Raw genomic sequence first — 17,129 nt, 5'->3', positions numbered from 1 at the left:
GCTTTCTGTGCCACACTTGGCGGGCGGTCATCAGTTTTGGTGGCTGCTGAACTGAAGAAAGAAGTACAGCAGTATGGCACAGGGAACCGTCAAGTGGTTCAACGGCGAAAAGGGCTTCGGCTTCATCGCACCCGACGATCAGGGCGCCGATGTTTTCGTCCACTACTCTTCGATCACCGGTAGCGGCTTCCGCAACCTCGAAGAGAACCAGCGCGTCGAATTCGACGTGGAGCAGGGCCAGAAGGGCCCGCAGGCAACCAACGTCAGCGCGCTTTAAGCACACCTGACTTCACGAAGCGCCTCATCCGGCTCCGGCCAGATGGGGCGCTTCGTCGTTTCCGGGTTCGGCATCGAATCGGTTTCGCACGGCCCTGCAGTTACCGGAGTGCGCGCGGGAGACGTGACACCGGGACGACGACCGTGCCCTCGAGGGTCGCCGAGGACAGGATGCCGACGACCCGGCCCCGGCTGTCCCGGACACCCGCGCCGCTGTCGCCCGACTCCGAACGCAGGCTCGTCTGAATCGAATACGAGTCGTGCCTCGTCAGGAACGGCGGTGCGAGCGAGAAGCCGTGCGACGTCCGCAGCACCTCGGCCGGATCGGTGACCTTGCCCGTTCCGTAACCCGTGGTGATCCCCGACTTCCAGACCAGCTGTCCCCGGTCGAACTTCGCATTCCAATCCACCGGGTCGATACGCGCCGCGGTACGCGGAGCCAATCCGATGACCGCGATGTCGAGCCGTTGCGCAACGCGATTGGCGGTGATCGTCCCGATTCTCTTGCCCGTGCGGTCGTGGACGGCCCGACCCACGACCCCGCAGTGTCCCGCGGTCAGCGCCTTCTTGGCGGAGATGACCGCGCCGAGCGTGCAGCTGTTCGAGGTCACCACCGTGTCATCGATGCTGATCTCCATCCCCGACCGCACCGTCGGAGTTGCCGCGTCCGCCACCACCGCGGGGGTCGAGACCAGAGCCGCCGACGCGCCCAGCGCCGTCAACGCACGAATTCGAATGCCCATGTTTCCTTCCCCGGCAACCAGCTCAGCCTAACCGGGCGGTGACCTTCCGCGCCGAGGAGTGCCGCGGTCACCCGAAACCCGCCCCGCTCGTTGTAACCCACGACACAATGGGACCCATGGCGGTCTCCCTCAGGGAACCGCCATGGGACACCTGAGCACGGGAGCACACCGGCGCGGTGTCGACGACGATGACGTGAGGGTGATGCAGATGTCCGATCCCGTTCTGGTCCTGACCAAGGCCCGCACCTCGTGTGAGATGCGCGCGGTCAACGACTGGGCCGCGAACGCCTACCCGGACGCCGAGGTGCGGCAGGGCGCCGACGTCGATTTCGACGCCCTCTCGCCGAACACGCTCCTCGTGCCCGTACGGCCGGTGTGGCTACCGGCGGCGCGCCAGGGCGAGCGGCGGGTGACTCTCGGCGACGTGCTGGTGCTGTCGAATCCGCGTCGACCGCTCGGCCTCATGCAGCCGATAATCCGCAAACGACGGCCCGACGCTCTTCGCGTGGTGGCCGGAGAACCGGCGACCATCGCCGAGCTCCGCGAACGGCATGCGCGCGACCAGGCCGAGGGCGAACCCTTCGACCGGTACGTCCGGATCGCGGCGTCGGTCTCGGCCGAACGTGCCGAACGCCAGATCGTCGGCGACCGGTACAAGGTTCCGCGCCTGGTGGCCGAACAGATCAGCAGCTCGGCCAGATTCCAGAGCGGCGCGGCCAAGCTCGCCGCCGAACTCGGCCGACCCACCGATGCGGTGGTGTCCGAGGCCACCGACAAACTGTCCGGATTCGTCGCCACGCAGAGCAGGTTGATGGACGACATCTTCTCCGCGACGTTCAACCGTCTCCACGAACGCGCCTGGAACGTCGCCGTCGACGTCGACACCCTGAACTCGCTAAGGACGCTGAACAAGTCGACCGGCCTGGTCTTCCTGCCCTCCCACCGTTCCTACGTGGACCCGTTGGTCTTGGCAACGGTTCTGCGCAACAACGACTTTCCGCCGAACCTCGTGCTGGGTGGCAACAATCTGTCGTTCTGGCCGGTGGGTCCGGTCGCCCGGCGCGCGGGGATGATCTTCATCCGGCGCAAGTTCGGGTCGGACCCGGTCTACAAGTTCGCGATGCGTTCCTATCTGGCCTACATCATCGAGAAGAGGTTCAACCTCGAGTGGTACATCGAGGGCGGCCGGAGCCGGACGGGCAAGCTGCGCAAGCCGATGCTCGGACTCCTGAACTACGTCGTCGACGCCGCGGGACAGCTCGACGACGTCGACGTGACGATCGTTCCCACGTCGATCGTCTACGACCAGTTGCAGGAGGTCGGCGCGATCGCCGACGAGGACGCGGGTGGCGTCAAGAAGCCCGAGGGCGTCGGCTGGTTGCTGCGCTACGCCAAGGCCCAACGCAGCTACCTCGGCGAGGCCAGAGTCCGCTTCGGCACCCCGATCTCGCTGCGGGAGACGCTGGAAGAGGTCGGCGAAGGGCCCGCGCAGCTGGAGAAGGTCGCGTTCCGCGTGATGGACGAGATCAACTCTGCCACACCGATCACCGCCACCTCACTCGTCGGCTTCGCAGCGCTCGGTGCACAGGACCGCGCGTACACCCTGCCCGAGATCGAGGCCGTCCTCGCTCCCCTGCTCGACTACATCGACCGCCGTGGCCTACCCGGACCCGATCCCGCGCTCTGCCGCGGCGTCGGACTCGTCCGGACGCTGCGCGTGCTGGCCGGTAACGGCGTGGTCAGCTGTTACGAGGGCGGTTCGGAACAGGTCTGGTCGGTGGTTCCCGAGAACCGGGCCGTCGCAGCGTATTACCGCAACGGCGCGCTGCACCATTTCGTCGACCGCGCGATCGTCGAGATGGGCTTGCTGGCGCTGGCCGAGGGCGAGGTCAAGGCCGGGAGCACCCCCATCCGGAGCAGCCACGTCGGTTCCCCACCGGCACCCGACGAGGCGCTGCTGACCGCCGCACAGCGCGAGGCCCTCCGCATCCGCGACCTCCTCAAGTTCGAGTTCTTCTTCCCACCCAAAACCGAGTTCCTGCATCGGCTCGGCATCGAACTCGACCTCCTCGCTCCTGGCTGGCGGGCGGTCACCCCCACGCAGGAGTGGACCTACGAGGTGTTGCACGGCCACACCGGAGCACTGTTCGCGCGACGCACCCTCCAACCGTTCTTCGACGCCCAGCTGGTGGTCGCGACCAAACTGGTGGAACTGGGCAACACCGCCCAGGAGAAGGATGCGCTGATCGCGGACTGCCTCGGTCTGGGTCGGCAGCTCGCGCTGCAAGCTGTTCTGCGGAGCAGGATTCGGTGTCCAAGGATCTCTACGACGGCGCCTATCGTCTCGCCGACAACCGCGGCCTGATCCACGGTGAGGACATTGTCGATCTCCGCGTCGCCCGCCAGAACTGGCTCGACGAGGTCGAACTGATGCGGGATCGGCTCGCACGGATCGCGGCCATCGAGGACCTGCAGCCGATCGTCGTCGGGGAGGAAGAGCGGTGAGCGCGTTCACCGACCGGATGCGGGCCATCCGTTCCGCGCCGACGGGCAAGAAGGTGGCCGCGCTCTTCGACTACGACGGCACGCTGATCGAGGGCTTCTCCGCCGCCGCCATCATGCGGGCGCGGTTGCGCAGCATGGAGTTCGGACTCGGCGAGCTCGCCGACTTCCTGGTGATCGGCCTGCGCGGCGTCGTATCGGAGCAGGACTACGCCGAGGTCCTGGCGGCCACGCGGCCCACATTCGCGGGCAAGACCTACGCAGAGCTGATCGCCTTCGGCGAGCACCTGTTCAAGTACGAGACCGCAGCCAAGCTGCGTCCTCAGATGTGGCAGATCCTGCGTGCGCACCGGGAGATGGGGCACACCATCGTGATCGCGTCGTCGGCCACCCGGTTCCAGATCGAGCCGATCGCCCGCGAGATCGGTGCGGACTTCGCGCTCGCCACCGATGTCGAGGTCGTCGACGGCGTCGTCACCGGAAACATCAAAGGCCGACCGCTCTGGGGACCGGGTAAGGCAGCCGCGGTCCGAGAGTTGGCCCGTGCGAACGACATCGACCTCGACGCGTCCTTCGCCTACAGCGACGGCAACGAGGACATCCCCTACTTGGAGTCCGTGGGCAACCCGGCGGCGATCTCGCCCCGCCGAATCCTGCGCGCAGAGGCCGAGTCCCGAGGCTGGCCGATCATCGACCTGAAGAACCCCACCTACAACCGTCTCGGGATGCTGGCCCGGACCGGGGCCTTCTACGGCTCGTTCGTCGCGTCCGCCGCCGTCGGTGCCGCCGCCGGTCTGGTGCGTCGCGACCCGCACGCGCTCGTGGAGGCGCTGCCCACCGGCAACGACGTCGGGTTGTCCCTGGCCGGCGTTCACGTACAGGTGCTCGACGGCGGCGAGTACCTCTTCTCGGACCGGCCGTGCGTCTTCCTGTTCAACCATCAGTCGAAGCTTGACCTCCCGGTCATGATCAGCCTGGTCCGCTCGGATGCGACCGGCGTCGCCAAGAAAGAGGTCCAACGCGTCCCGGTGCTCGGCGAGATCCTGCGTCAGGCGGGGCTCGTCTTCATCGATCGAGCCGACCGTGGCAAGGCCATCGAGCAACTGGCACCGGCGGTGAAAGCGCTGCGCGAAGAAGGGATGTCCCTGGTCGTGTCGCCGGAGGGGACGCGGTCCCCGACGCCGCGGATCGGGAAGTTCAAGAAGGGTCCGTTCCACATCGCCATGCAGGCCGGCGTGCCGATCGTCCCGGTCGTGCTTCGAAACACCGGTGAATTGATGTGGCGCGGTGCGCAACTCATTCGCCCGGGTACGGTCGAGGTGATGGTCCTGCCACCCATCGACACCAGCGAGTGGACGGCCGACGAGATCGGCACCCGCGCCGAGGAGGTACGCCAGATGTATGTCACGGCGCTCGCCGACTGGCCGTTGGAGTCATTCGTCGACGATTCGGTGGAATCCCTGCACACACCGTCCGAGGAGGACTGACGATGGCCGACGAGGCTGATCTCACCGAAGGCGTCGACCGTCCCCTGGACTGGGCGAGCGACCCGCACATGACCTCGGTGGACACCATCATGTGGCGCGGCGACACGGACCGTCGTATGCGCGGCACGATCTGCATGCTGGAGATCTACGACTGCGATCCCGACTGGGACCGCCTGGTCGCCGCCCATGAGTGGGCGAGCCGGATGGCTCCGCGCTTCCGTCAGCGGGTCGTCGATTCTCCCTTCGGGACCGGGACACCCAGCTGGGCAGTCGATCCCGACTTCGACCTGCACTACCACCTGCGCCGGATCCGCCTCGGCGGCGACGGGAGCATACGCGCACTGCTGACCACCTGCGAACAGCTGGCCATGACTGCACTCGACGCGGCACGCCCGCCGTGGGAGGGCTACCTGATCGAAGGGTTGCCCGACGGCAAGGCCGCGTACTTCCTGAAGGCGCATCACGCGCTCACCGATGGACTGGGTGCGATCCTCGGCCTGGCACAGTTGCATTCACCGACGCGGGAGCACAATCCGAGCAAACCTCAGCCGCCGAGTCCCGACCCGGTGAACATCACGCCGCTCGACCTGCTCCAGCGGCAGATCGGCGAAGAGGTTCGCCGGATTCCACACCGCCTTGACACCGCGTTCCGCGGGGTCCGCGCGCTGACCAATCCGCGCCAGGCGTTGAGTACCGCTCTGCGCTATGGCCGTTCGGTGCCGCGAGTGGCCGGACTCGTCAGTCCTCCGGGTTCTCCGTTGTTGGCCCACCGCAGTCTGTCGTGGCGGTTCAGCGCCTTCGAGGTGCCGTTCGCCGACATGAAGGCAGCTGCGACCGCGGCGCGATCGTCGATCAACGACGTCTATCTCGCCGGGTTGATCGGAGGATTCCGTCTGTACCACGAGAAGATGGGCTCGCCCATCGAGACGATGCCGGTGGCGATCCCGATCTCGGTGCGGCGGCCCGAGGATCCCGCGGGTGGCAACCGAATCGCAGTGGGCCGGCTGGCCGGCCCGGTCGGTATCGCCGATCCCTTCGAACGGGTGCTCACCATCCGCGAGCAGGTCCGACAAGCCCGCCACGAACCGGCGGTCGACATCTTCAACACCCTCGGATCGGTGATGGCCTGGATGCCCGGCACAGTCCTGATGCGGTTCAGCGGCACGACGAGCCAGAACGACCTCCAGGCCAGCAACGTCCCCGGAATCCCCTGGGACACCTATGTTGCCGGCGCCAAGGTCGAGCGCATGTTCCCCTTCGGCCCGCTCCCCGGTTGCGCCATGATGGCCACGATGATCACCCACAACGGAACCGCCTGCCTCGGAATCAATTCCGACGGAGCCGCGATCACCGACCAGGAGTTGTTCGCGGACTGTTTGGTGGCAGGTTTCGGCGAGGTGCTCACGCTGGCCGCGGACGACGGCGTCACACCCGGCGAATTGAAGCGGGTGGTGTGAGGGCCCCACTCACAGACGATGGGGTGCAACGGTGAACACGGTGATGCTGACGCTGGTCCTCGTCGGCGGCGTGGCTGCGACGGTGTGCGCGATCATGGCGGCGTTCACCTATCTGCGTCGCGGACAGGAACCGTTGGTCGCCGACCGTCTCGCCCGCCGATGGCTGATCGCCGCCGCGATCTTCGGGATCAGTGCCATCGTGCTGCGGTTCGTGTGGTTGTTGCTGCTCTGAACGAGACGGGGCTTTCGGACTGGTTGCACTAGTCAGAATGGGCTTACACTGGGGCATGAAGTCCATCAGCAGCACCGAAGCCAAAGCCCGGTTGAACGCCGTCCTGGCCGAAGTCGAACGGACGGGACAGTCGGTCACGATCACGAACCATGGTCGGCCGGTGGCAGTGCTCGCCCCCGCTACGCCGCGGGCGCGCCGGTTCGGGCAGTTCCCTGGCATCAGGATTCCCGACAATTTCGATGATCCGCTGCCCGACGACGAGCTCGAGGCCTGGGAACCGAAGCCGTGACCGACATCCTGCTCGACACCAACGCTCTCCTCTGGCTCGTGACCGACCCAGACCGCCTCGCTCCGTCAGCTCTGGACATCCTCGGCGATTCCGCCAACAACCTCTACGTCTCGGCAGCATCGGCCTGGGAAATCGCGATCAAGACCAGGTTGGGCCGCCTGGATGCAGGCCCCCTCTTGTCGTCGTGGAGCGAAACCATTGCGGCGATGGCAGCAATGGATCTACCCATCGACGCGATCGATGGAGTACATGCCGGACAACTCGCGTGGGACCATCGCGACCCGTTCGACCGCATGATCGTCGCTCAGGCCACTCGCCGGGGGCTGACCATCGCCACCAGCGACAAGGCCATCCGCCGGGGCACACTGGTCCCCGTCATCGACACCTGCCGGTGATCGAGACGACGATGTCCGACGGGTTGCCTACTCTTGGTCCATGGACTTCCACGCGTTCACCGGCTTGTGGGAACGACATCCCGCATGGCGGCTGCTGCGTGCTCACCATTCCCCGCTCATCCTGACGTTCCTCGGGAACTACTTCGTCGAGGGTAACCGGGGTGCGAGTTCGGCCAACGACCTCGCCGCGGCGTTGGACGACCTCCTCTACGACCTGAACACCGCAGCCGCAGCGGAAGACGGACAGGCTCGATTCCCGAAGGAACCTCGTGCGTACCTCGAGGACTGGGCCGCAACGGAGGCGGGCTTTCTCCGTCGCTTCTACCCGCCGGGGGACGACGAAGTCCACTACGAGGTGACGCCGGCCTTCGAGAAGGCATACTCCTGGGTCGTCTCCCTCCAGGGCAGAGCCTTCGTCGGAACCGAGTCGCGGTTGCACACCGTCGTCGAACTGCTCCGGCAGATCGTGCACGGCGTCGAATCCGACCCGGGGGTCCGACTCGCGGAGTTGCGGCGGCGTCGTGCCGAGATCGACGCCGAGATCGACGCCGTCGAGTCCGGCCACATCGCGGTTCTCGACCAGACAGGGGTCCGAGACCGTTACCAGCAGCTGTCGTCGACCGCGCGTGAGCTGCTCTCCGATTTCCGCGAGGTCGAGGACAACTTTCGCCTCCTCGACCGCGCCGCCCGCGAGAAGATCGCCGCCTGGGACGGCCCGAAGGGCGAACTCCTCGCCGAGTTGGTGGGAAGTCGGTCGGAGATCGCCTCGTCCGACCAGGGGCGCAGCTTCCAGTCGTTCTTCGAGTTCCTGCTCTCCGACTCTCGGCAGACCGAACTGTCCGCCCTGCTCGACAAGGTGTCCTCGCTCGACTTCGTGGAAGTCGACCACCGCATCCGCGGCATCCACCACGACTGGTCGGAGGCAGCCGACCGCACCCAGCGCACCGTCCGCCAGATCTCCGAACAACTTCGCCGCTTCCTCGACGACCAGGTGTGGCTCGAGAACCGCCGAGTCTTCGACCTCGTCCGTGCCGTGGAGAGCACCGCGCTCGAGCTCCGCGGCGACACACTGGATTTCGGTCTCGACGTCGACCAGCCCGGGATCGAGATCGCCTTGCCCTTCGAACGGCCGCTCTACCAGCAGCCCGCCTCGGCGACCGTCGAGAGCCACATCGAGCACGCCACCGAGGACCTCGACGCCGAGCTGCTGTTCACCCAAACCTTCGTCGACCAGGCCCGTCTGGCTGCCAACATCCGCGCGATCCTGCCCGAGCGGTCGTCCGCGCTGCTGTCCGATGTGGTCGGCATGTACCCGATCGAGCAGGGCGCAGCCGAGATCGTCGGCTATCTCGCGCTCGACGACGATGACGTCAGCATCGACATCGACGCCTCCGACGAGACCCTGTTGGAATACCCCGATCCCAACGATCCGGACACCATCCGGCGTGCCCGGCTTCCGAGAGTCACGGTGAGGCGACGATGACCGACGAACGCGCCGTCGCGAGCACCATCATCCGGCTGATGCAGGGCGTGGTCTACCGCGAATCCGACGCGGATGCCTGGGCCACGCTCGAGCGATCCGGGGCCGGCGTACGCGACCATTTCGCCACGATCGGAGTCGACGTCGTCGTCGACGACTCCGAGGGCTACGCCTACCTCCGCTCACGGCCGGAACAAGAAGAACAGGAACCACTTCCGCGGCTGGTCCGACGCCGCGCACTGACCTACAACGTCAGCCTGCTACTGGTACTCCTCCGCAAACGCCTGCTGGAGTTCGAGATCACCGGCGGCGAGGGTCGACTCGTCCTGTCGACCGACCAGATCGTCGAGATGCTGCGCCTGTTCCAGGCCGAGTCGACCAACGAGGCACGCCTCGTCGACCAGGCCGAGAGCACCATCAAGAAGACTGTCGAACTCGGATTCCTGCGCCAACTGCGGGGCCACACCGACCAGTGGGAGGTCCGGCGCATCATCAAGGCCTACATCGACGCGCAGACACTGTCGGATTTCGCGGGCAAGCTCCGCGAGTACGCCGGACGGCCGGCCGATGACGGAGGAAGCCGATGACCGAGGGACTCTTCTCATCGGTCGAACTCGGCGGGCCCGCCCAGGGGGCGGGATTCCGTCTGCAGTACGTCGAGGTCCTCAACTGGGGCACGTTCGATCGACAGGTGTGGCGACTCACCCCTGGCACGGAGACGGCACTGCTCACCGGAGACATCGGATCGGGCAAGTCGACCCTGGTCGACGCGGTCACCACCCTGCTTATGCCCGCTCACAAGATCGCCTACAACAAGGCCGCCGGTGCGGAGGTCAAGGAACGCACACTTCGTTCCTACGTCGAAGGCCACTACAAGTCCGAACGACAGGAATCGACAGGGCGATCCCGCGCGAAAGGCCTCCGGCAGAACCGCAACACCTACTCGGTCATCCTCGGTGTGTTCGGAAACGGCGGCTACGACGAGACCGTGACCCTCGCTCAAGTGTTCCAGCAACGCGACACCGTCGGGCAGCCCTACCGGTTCTATGTGACCGCGACCAAACAACTCACCATCGCCACCGACTTCGCGGACTTCGGTTCCGACCTCCGCGACCTGCGCAAGCGACTCCGGTCCGGCGGTGCCGAGGTGGTCGACGAATTCCCGAAATACTCCACCTCGATGCGACGGCTGCTCGGCATACGGTCCGAGCAAGCGCTCGAACTGCTCCACCAGACGGTGTCGATGAAGTCGGTCGGCAACCTCAACGAGTTCGTGCGCGGACACATGCTCGAACCCAGCGACGCTTCCGAGCGTGTCCGCGACATCATCAGCCACTTCGACGACCTCACCAAGGCGTTCGACGCCGTCAAGCGAGCCCGCGAGCAGCTCGAGGCACTCGATCCCATCGTCGCCACCAGCCGCAAGTACGACGCCGCACTGGCCGAACGTGATGAGCTGGACCTGCAGCGCGCGGCCGTTCGGCTGTTCATCGCCGAGCACCGTTCCGGATTGCTCGCCGGCGAGATCGTCACGTACACCGCCGAAGGTGAAAGCCTATTACGCCGCCAGGACGAAGCCACCGCACGCCAGCGCGACCTGGCTCGCGAACGCGAGTCGCTCATCGAGGAGCGGGCGCGGGCCGGCGGTGACCGCGTCGGCGAACTCGAACGGCTCACCGCCGCGGCGCGCGACGATCTGCAGAAACGCCGGCACGGCCGGGCACTGTTCGACGCCACAATCGCCGATGCCGGATTCGATCCGGTGACCTCCGCCGAGCAGTTCAGCGCTCTGCGCGGCCTCATCGACGACGAACGTTCCCGGCTACTGGCGACCAAACGCGCATTGGACACCACGATCGCCGACGCCATCGGACACGAGAAAGACGCGGTCCGACGGGCGGATGCGATCCGCGACGAACTCGACGACCTCCGCAACCGCACCAGCAATCTGCCGCCCGACCAGGTACAACTGCGCGATCAGCTCACCACCGACCTCGGGCTCACCCACACCGATCTTCCTTATGCCGGCGAACTTCTCGATGTCGCCGCGGAGCACGGTGAGTGGCGCGGCGCGGCCGAGCGGGTTCTGCGCGGCTTCGCGCTCTCGCTGTTGGTGCCGCAGCAACACTACGATTCGGTCGCGGAGTGGGTCAACGGCCGACGATTGACCTTTCGAGGCGCCGGCGGCCGGAACGTCGGTGCGCGCCTGGTATATGAGCGCGTGCCGGGGCGACAGATTCCGTTACAGCGCCAGCCTTCCGACGTTCCCGTGCTCGCCGAGTGCCTGGAGATCAAGGACGGGCCCTTCGAGGACTACCTGCGTGCCGAGGTGTTCAAACGAGCCGACCACCGGCGCACGGAGAACATCGCCGAGTTCCGAGCGGCCACGCGCGCCGTCACACGCGAAGGCCAGGTGCGCTCCGGTGGTCGTCATGAGAAGGACGACCGGCACCGCGTCGACGATCCCCGGCGATGGGTCCTCGGCTGGGCCAACGAACGCAAGATCGCCGCGCTGCGTGACGATCTCGATGAGTTCGAGCGTCTGCAGTCGGCCGCCGCCACGGAGATCACCACGATGTCGGAACAGCGAGACGTCGTGCAGAAGCGCAGCGAAGCACTCGCCCGGCTAGAGGGATTCCATTCCTGGACCGAACTCGACGTCGACGAGGCCCGTCATCGCGTCGAGGCGCACGACGCAGAGCGGGCCCGTCTCGAATCGGGTTCCTCACGGCTGCAGGAGATCACGGTGGCGCTGGAACGCAATGCCGAGCACGCCGAGGCCCTCAACGCGACGATCAACGAGCTGACCGGCAAACTGGCAACCACTGCGGCGGCCCGACACCAGGCCGAGCAACTTCGTGCCGGGACCGACGCGTTCATCGCACAGCACGCCGAGGCCGACCTCACGACCGCACGGGCGTCGTATGACGCTCTGGCACAACGCCTCGACGTCATGCCGACCACGGCAGATGACTGCCCCGCGGCGGAATCGACACTCTCGTCCGTGCTGCATCAGCGGATCGAACGACTCACCCGTGAGCTCGGTGGTCACGGCCAGAACCTCGCTCAGTACATGGCCGAGGTCCTGCGACGATGGCCCGACCTGCGCGCCGACATGGACGCCGACGTCGGGTCCCGAGCAGACTTCGTCGCCTTCCGCGAGCGCGTCGCCACCGACGACCTCCCACGTTTCGAGGCCGAGTTCAAGGACCAGCTGAACAAGAACGCCATCCAGGAGCTCGCCGGGTTCAACAACTGGCTCAACCGGCAGGCCGCGTCGATCGACGAGCGCATCGCCCGGATCAACGAGGCGCTGGGCGCGGTGCCGTACAACCCGGGCCGCTGTATCCGGCTGGAGCGAGAAGCCACCACGAATCAGGAAGTGGTGCAGTTCCGATCCGATCTGCGGAACCTGACCAACGACAGCCTTGCGGTCGACGGTGACCAGTACTCGGAGCAGCGGTTCCTGGACGTCAAGCGGATCATCGAACGATTCCGCGGTCGGGACGGGCACGCCGACTCGGACAAGAACTGGACGCGCCGGGTCACCGATGTGCGGAACTGGTTCGTGTTCTCCGCCTCTGAGCGGGACGTGGAGACCGACATCGAGTGGGAGCACTACAGCGATTCCGACGGCAAGTCCGGCGGTCAGAAGGAGAAGCTCGCCTACACGATTCTCGCCGCCTCGCTGGCATATCAGTTCGGTTTGGAATGGGGCGTGCAGAAGTCTCGTGATTTTCGGTTCGCGGTGATCGACGAGGCGTTCGGGCGGGGATCGGACGTGTCCACTCGTTACGCGCTGGACCTGTTCGCCAAGCTCGGGCTGCAGTTGCTGATCGTCACGCCGCTGCAGAAGGTGCATGTGATCGAGCCGTATGTGAAGGCGATCGGCTTCGTGGACAACCCCACCGGCACGTTCTCACGGTTGCAGACGATGACGATCGAGGAGTACCGGTCCCGCCGAGACGGACAGTTGCGGTGAGCGGTCGCTGGACCTCGCCCGACGACATCGTTGCCCGGGTCCGACGCCGGTGGATCGACGGAACCCTGTTGCGCGCGTATGCAAGTGGCGGCCCGTTCGATCCAATCGAAGTACCGCTGCGCGGCCCCACCGCGCCGCAGATCGGTGATGACCTCGGTGCGGCCCGCGAATGGGTGTCCACGCTCGATCGGGGGCGGCGCGACGATCGGCACTACACGCTGCTCTGGCGGTCGATCGGTGGGCGGCAGGTCGGGCGGAACGAGCTTCCGGTGCGAGCAGTCATCGACTCGTTCGAGCAGGCATGGTCGCTGCTCGGCGTGGCGAGCGACGTCGCACAGTTCGACGAGGTGCTGCGCCTATCCGCCGGCACGCCCACAGTGCGCGCCTGGGTACTCCGACATCCTCACCGGGCCGTCGATCTGAGCTCGGAGTTCCCGCGGTTGATTGTGGCCTACGAATGGCTCGACGCACAACGCGGATCGGGCCGCTACCTACGCGAGATCACCGCCCCCGGCGTCGACACCAAGTTCGCCGAACGCTACCGGTCGGTACTGGCGTCGATGCTCGGTGTGTCCTCGACCGCCGCCGGTTTCCTCGCCGGGCTGGGCTTGCGCGCGAAGCCTGAGTTCGTGCGGTTGCGGCCGTCGTCGACGTTGGGGTTGCCCGAGCGGCTGACCGAGATCAGCGTCCGGGCCGACGAACTCGCGCAGGTGACGTTGAGACCGCGACGTGTGCTCGTCGTCGAGAACGAGATCACCTATCTCAGTGTCGACGTCCCCGAGGACGGCATGGTGTTGTGGGGCAAGGGGTTCGAAGTGGATCGCATCGGCCGGCTCCCCTGGCTCACCGATGTTCCGGTCTGGTACTGGGGCGACATCGACACGCACGGCTTTGCCATTCTCGACCGACTACGGACCTGGCTCCCCCAGACCGAGTCGATCCTGATGGACCGCGAAACCCTCTTCGCGCACCGGGATCGGTGGGTCACCGAGGATCGTCCGGCGACGTCTGCGCTCACCCGGCTCACACCCGCCGAGCGAGCCCTCTACACCGACCTCGTGGAAGACTCACTCGGCACACGTGTGCGCCTCGAACAGGAGCGAGTCGCTTGGGAATGGGTTCTCGCACGGTTCTCGTCGACGTCGTTGCGGTGCGCTGAGCGTGCCGGACGAGCCTCGGGCCGGTTCCGCTGATCGAACATGGCGTGCAGGATCTCACCGGAAGTACGGCTCGTCCTGGACCCAGTTGAATCCCCTGCTCCGCAACGTCATGGCGTCGTGGTCCATCCGGTGCGCGACGATCGTGGTCGGAGTGCCGTCGAGGTCGCCGCTCAACACGAGGGTGTCATCGTCGGGACGATCGATATCGAGGACCGCAGCTGGTTGCTGAAGCCGCAGTGTGCCGTCGGCGATCTCGGCCGGTATCGGAACGAGTGCACCGTGCATCATCTGCAGAGTCGTCGCGCCACCGGTGTCGAACACGAGCCGTTGCCAACGGATTTCGTCGGTCGTGAGTGGCGGCACCGACCTACCGTCGGTGCGAAAGTCCTGGACCGACCAGATGCCGTACAGCTCGGGCTTGGGTGCACCACCGCCGTACTCGTGGTACGCGGTCCAGCTGATCTGGGCCGCTCCGATCGCCACCCAGATGCCCAGGACCACCTGGATCCCCGCCGCCCACCGGTTGAGCTTGTCCTGTGTGAACAGTGCGGGCGGGTTGACGGGATTCGCTGATCGTCCGAATACGAACAGATCCAGGAGGTTTCGCATCTGCGGTGCCAACAGGATGAGCGAGAAGACCACGAGGTGGAACGAGAGGATCTTGACCGGGACGTCGAAGGTCATGTTGAGGATGAACACCTGGACCATCGCGACGAAGCTCACGATCGCGCCGAGCGTGGCTGTGCGCGACCAGAACAGCAGGAGACCGCCGAGTACCTCGACGCTGCCGAGCAGGATCTCGTAGACCGGTGAACTCCCCACCTGCATCCACAGCACCGACGCCGGGCTGAAGTCGCCGTACGGTTCGAGGAGCGTCGCCAGTGGGGGTTGGCCCATCTGCGACGGGATGAGCTTCGCGAATCCGTAGAACAGCATCTGCCCGCCGAGTGCGAGCCGCAGGAACAGCACCGTCCACGACCACAAGCGGATGTATTCTGGCCGTTGACGATCCAGGGCCGACCACAGAGCTGTGGCCACCACCGCGACTACGGCGATCAGGAACAGATAGACCCAGATCGCGGTCTGATCGCCACTCCCCGAGTCCAGATCGAGCACTGCCTCGACCCCGAAGATGTTGCGGCCGAACCACTCCATCACCGGTGCGAGAGCATTCATCTGCCACACGATCATGTTCTCCGGCAGCAGGTTTCCCAGTAGGCCGAAGAACATGAAGGTGATCTGCGCGAAGGTGAGGCAGAACAGTGCCGTGTAGATGAAGGCGAACCGGAACGCCACTTTCCTGGCCGGACCCCAACGACGGATCGGGGTCGAAGGTTCTCTGGTGGGGGCGGCCTCCGCGTCCTGGGCCGTGTCGATCACAGTCATATCGCGAGGCTAAGCCGGCGAAGGTGGCCGCCACATCGGTGAAAGGACCGAGATCACCCCCTACTTCCGGGTGAGTCACCTCCGGGTCATCCGGGGTTGACGACCACATCGATCGAGAGGGTCTGAAGGGTTTCAGGGCTGCTCGGGAACCGGACGGCCGGACTGGCGCGCCCACTGCTCCGGGTCGTCGAGCAGCAGCCGTGCGCGGCCTCTCCGGCGGTACCGCCAGATCTGTATCGCACCGAGTCCCCAGAGCAGGAACTGCGCGGCCATGGCCCAGGTGAATGCCTCGGCCGGATAGCCTTCGACGCCATCCGGGGTGCGCCAGTCCAGGATGAGACCGATCAAGCCGGCGGTGACGAGGGTCGCGAGGAACCCGGCCTGATTGATCAGCCCGGTGGCTGTGCTGGTGCGAGAGGCGGGGTTGGAGGTGCGGCCGAGATCGAAGCCGACCATCGACGCCGGACCACCCATCCCGCAGATGATCACGAGGATGACGAGCAGCCAGAACGGCGCCGGGCCGGGCCACGCCAGCACCACGGCCCAGGCGGTCGCGATACTCGCGATCACCCCGAGAACCAACGTCGAACGGTGCCAAGGTGATCGGGTGATCAGCCAGGCGAATGCCGGGCCGAAGCCCATGATCGCGAGCACCATGATCGTCAACAGAAGACCCGCGGCGCCGGCGCTCAGGCCCTGGCTCTCCACGAAGAAGGGATAGCCCCACAGGAGTCCGAGGACGTTGGCGCTGAAAGGTGTGGAGAAGTGCATCCAGAAACCCAGGCGGGTACCGGGATGTTCCCACGACGCGCTCAGGCTTTGCCGGATACCCGCCCACCCGAGGACCGGACCCGACACCGAGCGCGCCGTCGGCGAATCGCGCACCACCAGCCAGGTGGCCAGCAGCAGAGCGGCGCCCATGGCTGCGGTGGCGAGATACGCGTGCGTCCATCCCAGGGTCGACAGCGCCCACGTCATCGGGATCGCCGCCGCCACCGCACCCAACTGACCCAGCACCCCGGTGAGTTGAGTCATCAACGGGATCCGCTTCGTCGGGAACCAACTGGTGACCAACCGCAGAACGCACACGAACGTCATCGCGTCACCGATGCCGATGAAGAACCGGGACGACAGCGCCCACGGGTAGCTGTCGGCGATAGCGAAACTGACCTGCGCGACGACGAGAATCAGCGTCCCGGTGAGCATCACCCGCCGCGGCCCGAACCGATCGACCAGAAGTCCGACAGGGACCTGCATCAACGCATAGACCAGGATCTGCAGCACGACGAAGGTCGACAGCTGCGACGCGGTGATGTCGAAGCGTTCGGCCGCCAGCAAACCGGCCACGGCCAGCGAGGACCGCTGCAGGACCGCGACGAAGTAGACCGTGAGACCGACCAGCCAGACGACCATGGCCTGGCTCGAGCGCGCGGGTGCGGTCATCGGTCGCCGACGTTCACGCGCGCAGAATTCGTTCGGTCACCTCACCATTGTCGGGGTGCGCGCAACCGGTTTTGAGGTGGGCCCTTCGTAGTGGTCCAGTTGTTGTGCGACTCTGTTGCCCGAGTGTTTGGGCAGGAAGAATCGACGACGACATGGCAGGTAGCAAGCGCCGGCGGCATACGCCGGATCAGATCATCCGCAAGCTGGCCGAGGGCAACAAGCTCCTCGGGACCGGGCAGGAGTTGGCTGAGGTGTGCCGGCATCTGGAGGTCACAGAGTCGACCTGGCATCGCTGGG

13 protein-coding genes and 2 pseudogenes are annotated in these 17,129 nt (G+C 66.1%); 12 read left to right on the top strand and 3 right to left on the bottom strand.

Going from position 1 to position 17,129, the window contains the following annotated elements:
* Window positions 1-73 precede the first annotated feature (73 nt).
* The gene (locus tag BJF87_RS18440; protein ID WP_005193773.1) at window positions 74-277 is read left to right on the top strand and encodes a cold-shock protein; all 204 of its coding nucleotides are present in this window, start codon (window positions 74-76) and stop codon (window positions 275-277) included.
* A 100-nt stretch (window positions 278-377) separates the two neighbouring features.
* On the opposite strand, the gene BJF87_RS18435 is transcribed toward BJF87_RS18440, so the two are convergent.
* Entirely contained in the window at window positions 378-1,019 is a 642-nt protein-coding gene (locus BJF87_RS18435; protein ID WP_006357784.1) for a trypsin-like peptidase domain-containing protein, read from the bottom strand.
* 202 nt (window positions 1,020-1,221) lie between these two features.
* Here BJF87_RS18435 and BJF87_RS18430 point away from each other — a divergent pair.
* From BJF87_RS18430 to BJF87_RS18385, 10 genes and pseudogenes are all read left to right on the top strand, one after another.
* Window positions 1,222-3,524 (top strand): annotated as a pseudogene (locus tag BJF87_RS18430) (glycerol-3-phosphate 1-O-acyltransferase).
* The gene (locus BJF87_RS18425; protein ID WP_006357786.1) at window positions 3,521-5,008 is read left to right on the top strand and encodes an HAD-IB family hydrolase; all 1,488 of its coding nucleotides are present in this window, start codon (window positions 3,521-3,523) and stop codon (window positions 5,006-5,008) included. Before BJF87_RS18430 ends, BJF87_RS18425 begins: the two are co-directional and overlap by 4 nt.
* Before the next feature lie 2 nt (window positions 5,009-5,010).
* Complete coding sequence (locus BJF87_RS18420) at window positions 5,011-6,465, top strand: wax ester/triacylglycerol synthase domain-containing protein (RefSeq protein ID WP_006357787.1); 1,455 nt, start codon at window positions 5,011-5,013, stop codon at window positions 6,463-6,465.
* A gap of 31 nt (window positions 6,466-6,496) precedes the next feature.
* Window positions 6,497-6,697 (top strand): hypothetical protein, encoded by a 201-nt coding sequence (locus BJF87_RS18415; RefSeq protein WP_006357788.1) that lies wholly within the window; start codon window positions 6,497-6,499, stop codon window positions 6,695-6,697.
* A 55-nt stretch (window positions 6,698-6,752) separates the two neighbouring features.
* Window positions 6,753-6,986: a type II toxin-antitoxin system Phd/YefM family antitoxin gene (locus BJF87_RS18410; RefSeq protein WP_040004014.1), complete on the top strand. Its 234-nt coding sequence runs from the start codon at window positions 6,753-6,755 to the stop codon at window positions 6,984-6,986.
* Window positions 6,983-7,381 carry a type II toxin-antitoxin system VapC family toxin gene (locus BJF87_RS18405; protein WP_006357790.1) on the top strand — a complete coding sequence of 133 codons (399 nt, stop codon included), beginning with the start codon at window positions 6,983-6,985 and terminating at the stop codon, window positions 7,379-7,381. Before BJF87_RS18410 ends, BJF87_RS18405 begins: the two co-directional genes overlap by 4 nt.
* A gap of 40 nt (window positions 7,382-7,421) precedes the next feature.
* Window positions 7,422-8,864, top strand: a complete 1,443-nt coding sequence (locus BJF87_RS18400) for a DUF3375 domain-containing protein (RefSeq protein ID WP_006357791.1) — start codon at window positions 7,422-7,424, stop codon at window positions 8,862-8,864.
* Window positions 8,861-9,448 (top strand): DUF4194 domain-containing protein, encoded by a 588-nt coding sequence (locus BJF87_RS18395; protein WP_006357792.1) that lies wholly within the window; start codon window positions 8,861-8,863, stop codon window positions 9,446-9,448. Before BJF87_RS18400 ends, BJF87_RS18395 begins: the two co-directional genes overlap by 4 nt.
* A complete protein-coding gene (locus BJF87_RS18390; RefSeq protein WP_006357793.1) occupies window positions 9,445-12,843 on the top strand; it encodes an ATP-binding protein in 3,399 nt (1,132 codons plus the stop codon). Before BJF87_RS18395 ends, BJF87_RS18390 begins: the two co-directional genes overlap by 4 nt.
* On the top strand, window positions 12,840-14,036 hold the full coding sequence (locus BJF87_RS18385) for a Wadjet anti-phage system protein JetD domain-containing protein (RefSeq protein ID WP_006357794.1): 1,197 nt from the start codon (window positions 12,840-12,842) through the stop codon (window positions 14,034-14,036). The genes BJF87_RS18390 and BJF87_RS18385 overlap by 4 nt, the downstream gene beginning before the upstream one ends.
* Before the next feature lie 21 nt (window positions 14,037-14,057).
* Here the strand turns inward: BJF87_RS18385 and BJF87_RS18380 are convergent, their stop codons facing one another.
* Window positions 14,058-15,389 (bottom strand): DoxX family protein, encoded by a 1,332-nt coding sequence (locus BJF87_RS18380; protein WP_075863710.1) that lies wholly within the window; start codon window positions 15,387-15,389, stop codon window positions 14,058-14,060.
* 132 nt (window positions 15,390-15,521) lie between these two features.
* Window positions 15,522-16,832: a nitrate/nitrite transporter gene (locus BJF87_RS18375; RefSeq protein WP_035753994.1), complete on the bottom strand. Its 1,311-nt coding sequence runs from the start codon at window positions 16,830-16,832 to the stop codon at window positions 15,522-15,524.
* Between the two features lie 152 nt (window positions 16,833-16,984).
* Between BJF87_RS18375 and BJF87_RS25930 the strand changes: the two are divergent.
* Window positions 16,985-17,129 (top strand): annotated as a pseudogene (locus BJF87_RS25930) (IS3 family transposase); the annotation flags it as partial.

It is taken from the genome of Gordonia sp. CNJ-863, assembly GCF_001942325.1.
In the GTDB taxonomy this organism is placed as follows: Bacteria; Actinomycetota; Actinomycetes; order Mycobacteriales; family Mycobacteriaceae; genus Gordonia; species Gordonia alkanivorans.
The sequence above is the reverse complement of the archived record's forward strand: the minus strand, read 5'-3'. Positions and strand labels throughout refer to the sequence as shown.

What these genes read in the sequence shown, in the direction of transcription:
- BJF87_RS18440 (WP_005193773.1), top strand. Translation starts at nt 74, where the DNA reads ATGGCACAGGGAACCGTCAAGTGGTTCAACGGCGAAAAGGGCTTCGGC.
- BJF87_RS18435 (WP_006357784.1), bottom strand. Translation starts at nt 1,019, where the DNA reads ATGGGCATTCGAATTCGTGCGTTGACGGCGCTGGGCGCGTCGGCGGCT.
- BJF87_RS18420 (WP_006357787.1), top strand. Translation starts at nt 5,011, where the DNA reads ATGGCCGACGAGGCTGATCTCACCGAAGGCGTCGACCGTCCCCTGGAC.
- BJF87_RS18410 (WP_040004014.1), top strand. Translation starts at nt 6,753, where the DNA reads ATGAAGTCCATCAGCAGCACCGAAGCCAAAGCCCGGTTGAACGCCGTC.
- BJF87_RS18400 (WP_006357791.1), top strand. Translation starts at nt 7,422, where the DNA reads ATGGACTTCCACGCGTTCACCGGCTTGTGGGAACGACATCCCGCATGG.
- BJF87_RS18395 (WP_006357792.1), top strand. Translation starts at nt 8,861, where the DNA reads ATGACCGACGAACGCGCCGTCGCGAGCACCATCATCCGGCTGATGCAG.
- BJF87_RS18390 (WP_006357793.1), top strand. Translation starts at nt 9,445, where the DNA reads ATGACCGAGGGACTCTTCTCATCGGTCGAACTCGGCGGGCCCGCCCAG.
- BJF87_RS18380 (WP_075863710.1), bottom strand. Translation starts at nt 15,389, where the DNA reads ATGACTGTGATCGACACGGCCCAGGACGCGGAGGCCGCCCCCACCAGA.
- BJF87_RS18375 (WP_035753994.1), bottom strand. Translation starts at nt 16,832, where the DNA reads ATGACCGCACCCGCGCGCTCGAGCCAGGCCATGGTCGTCTGGCTGGTC.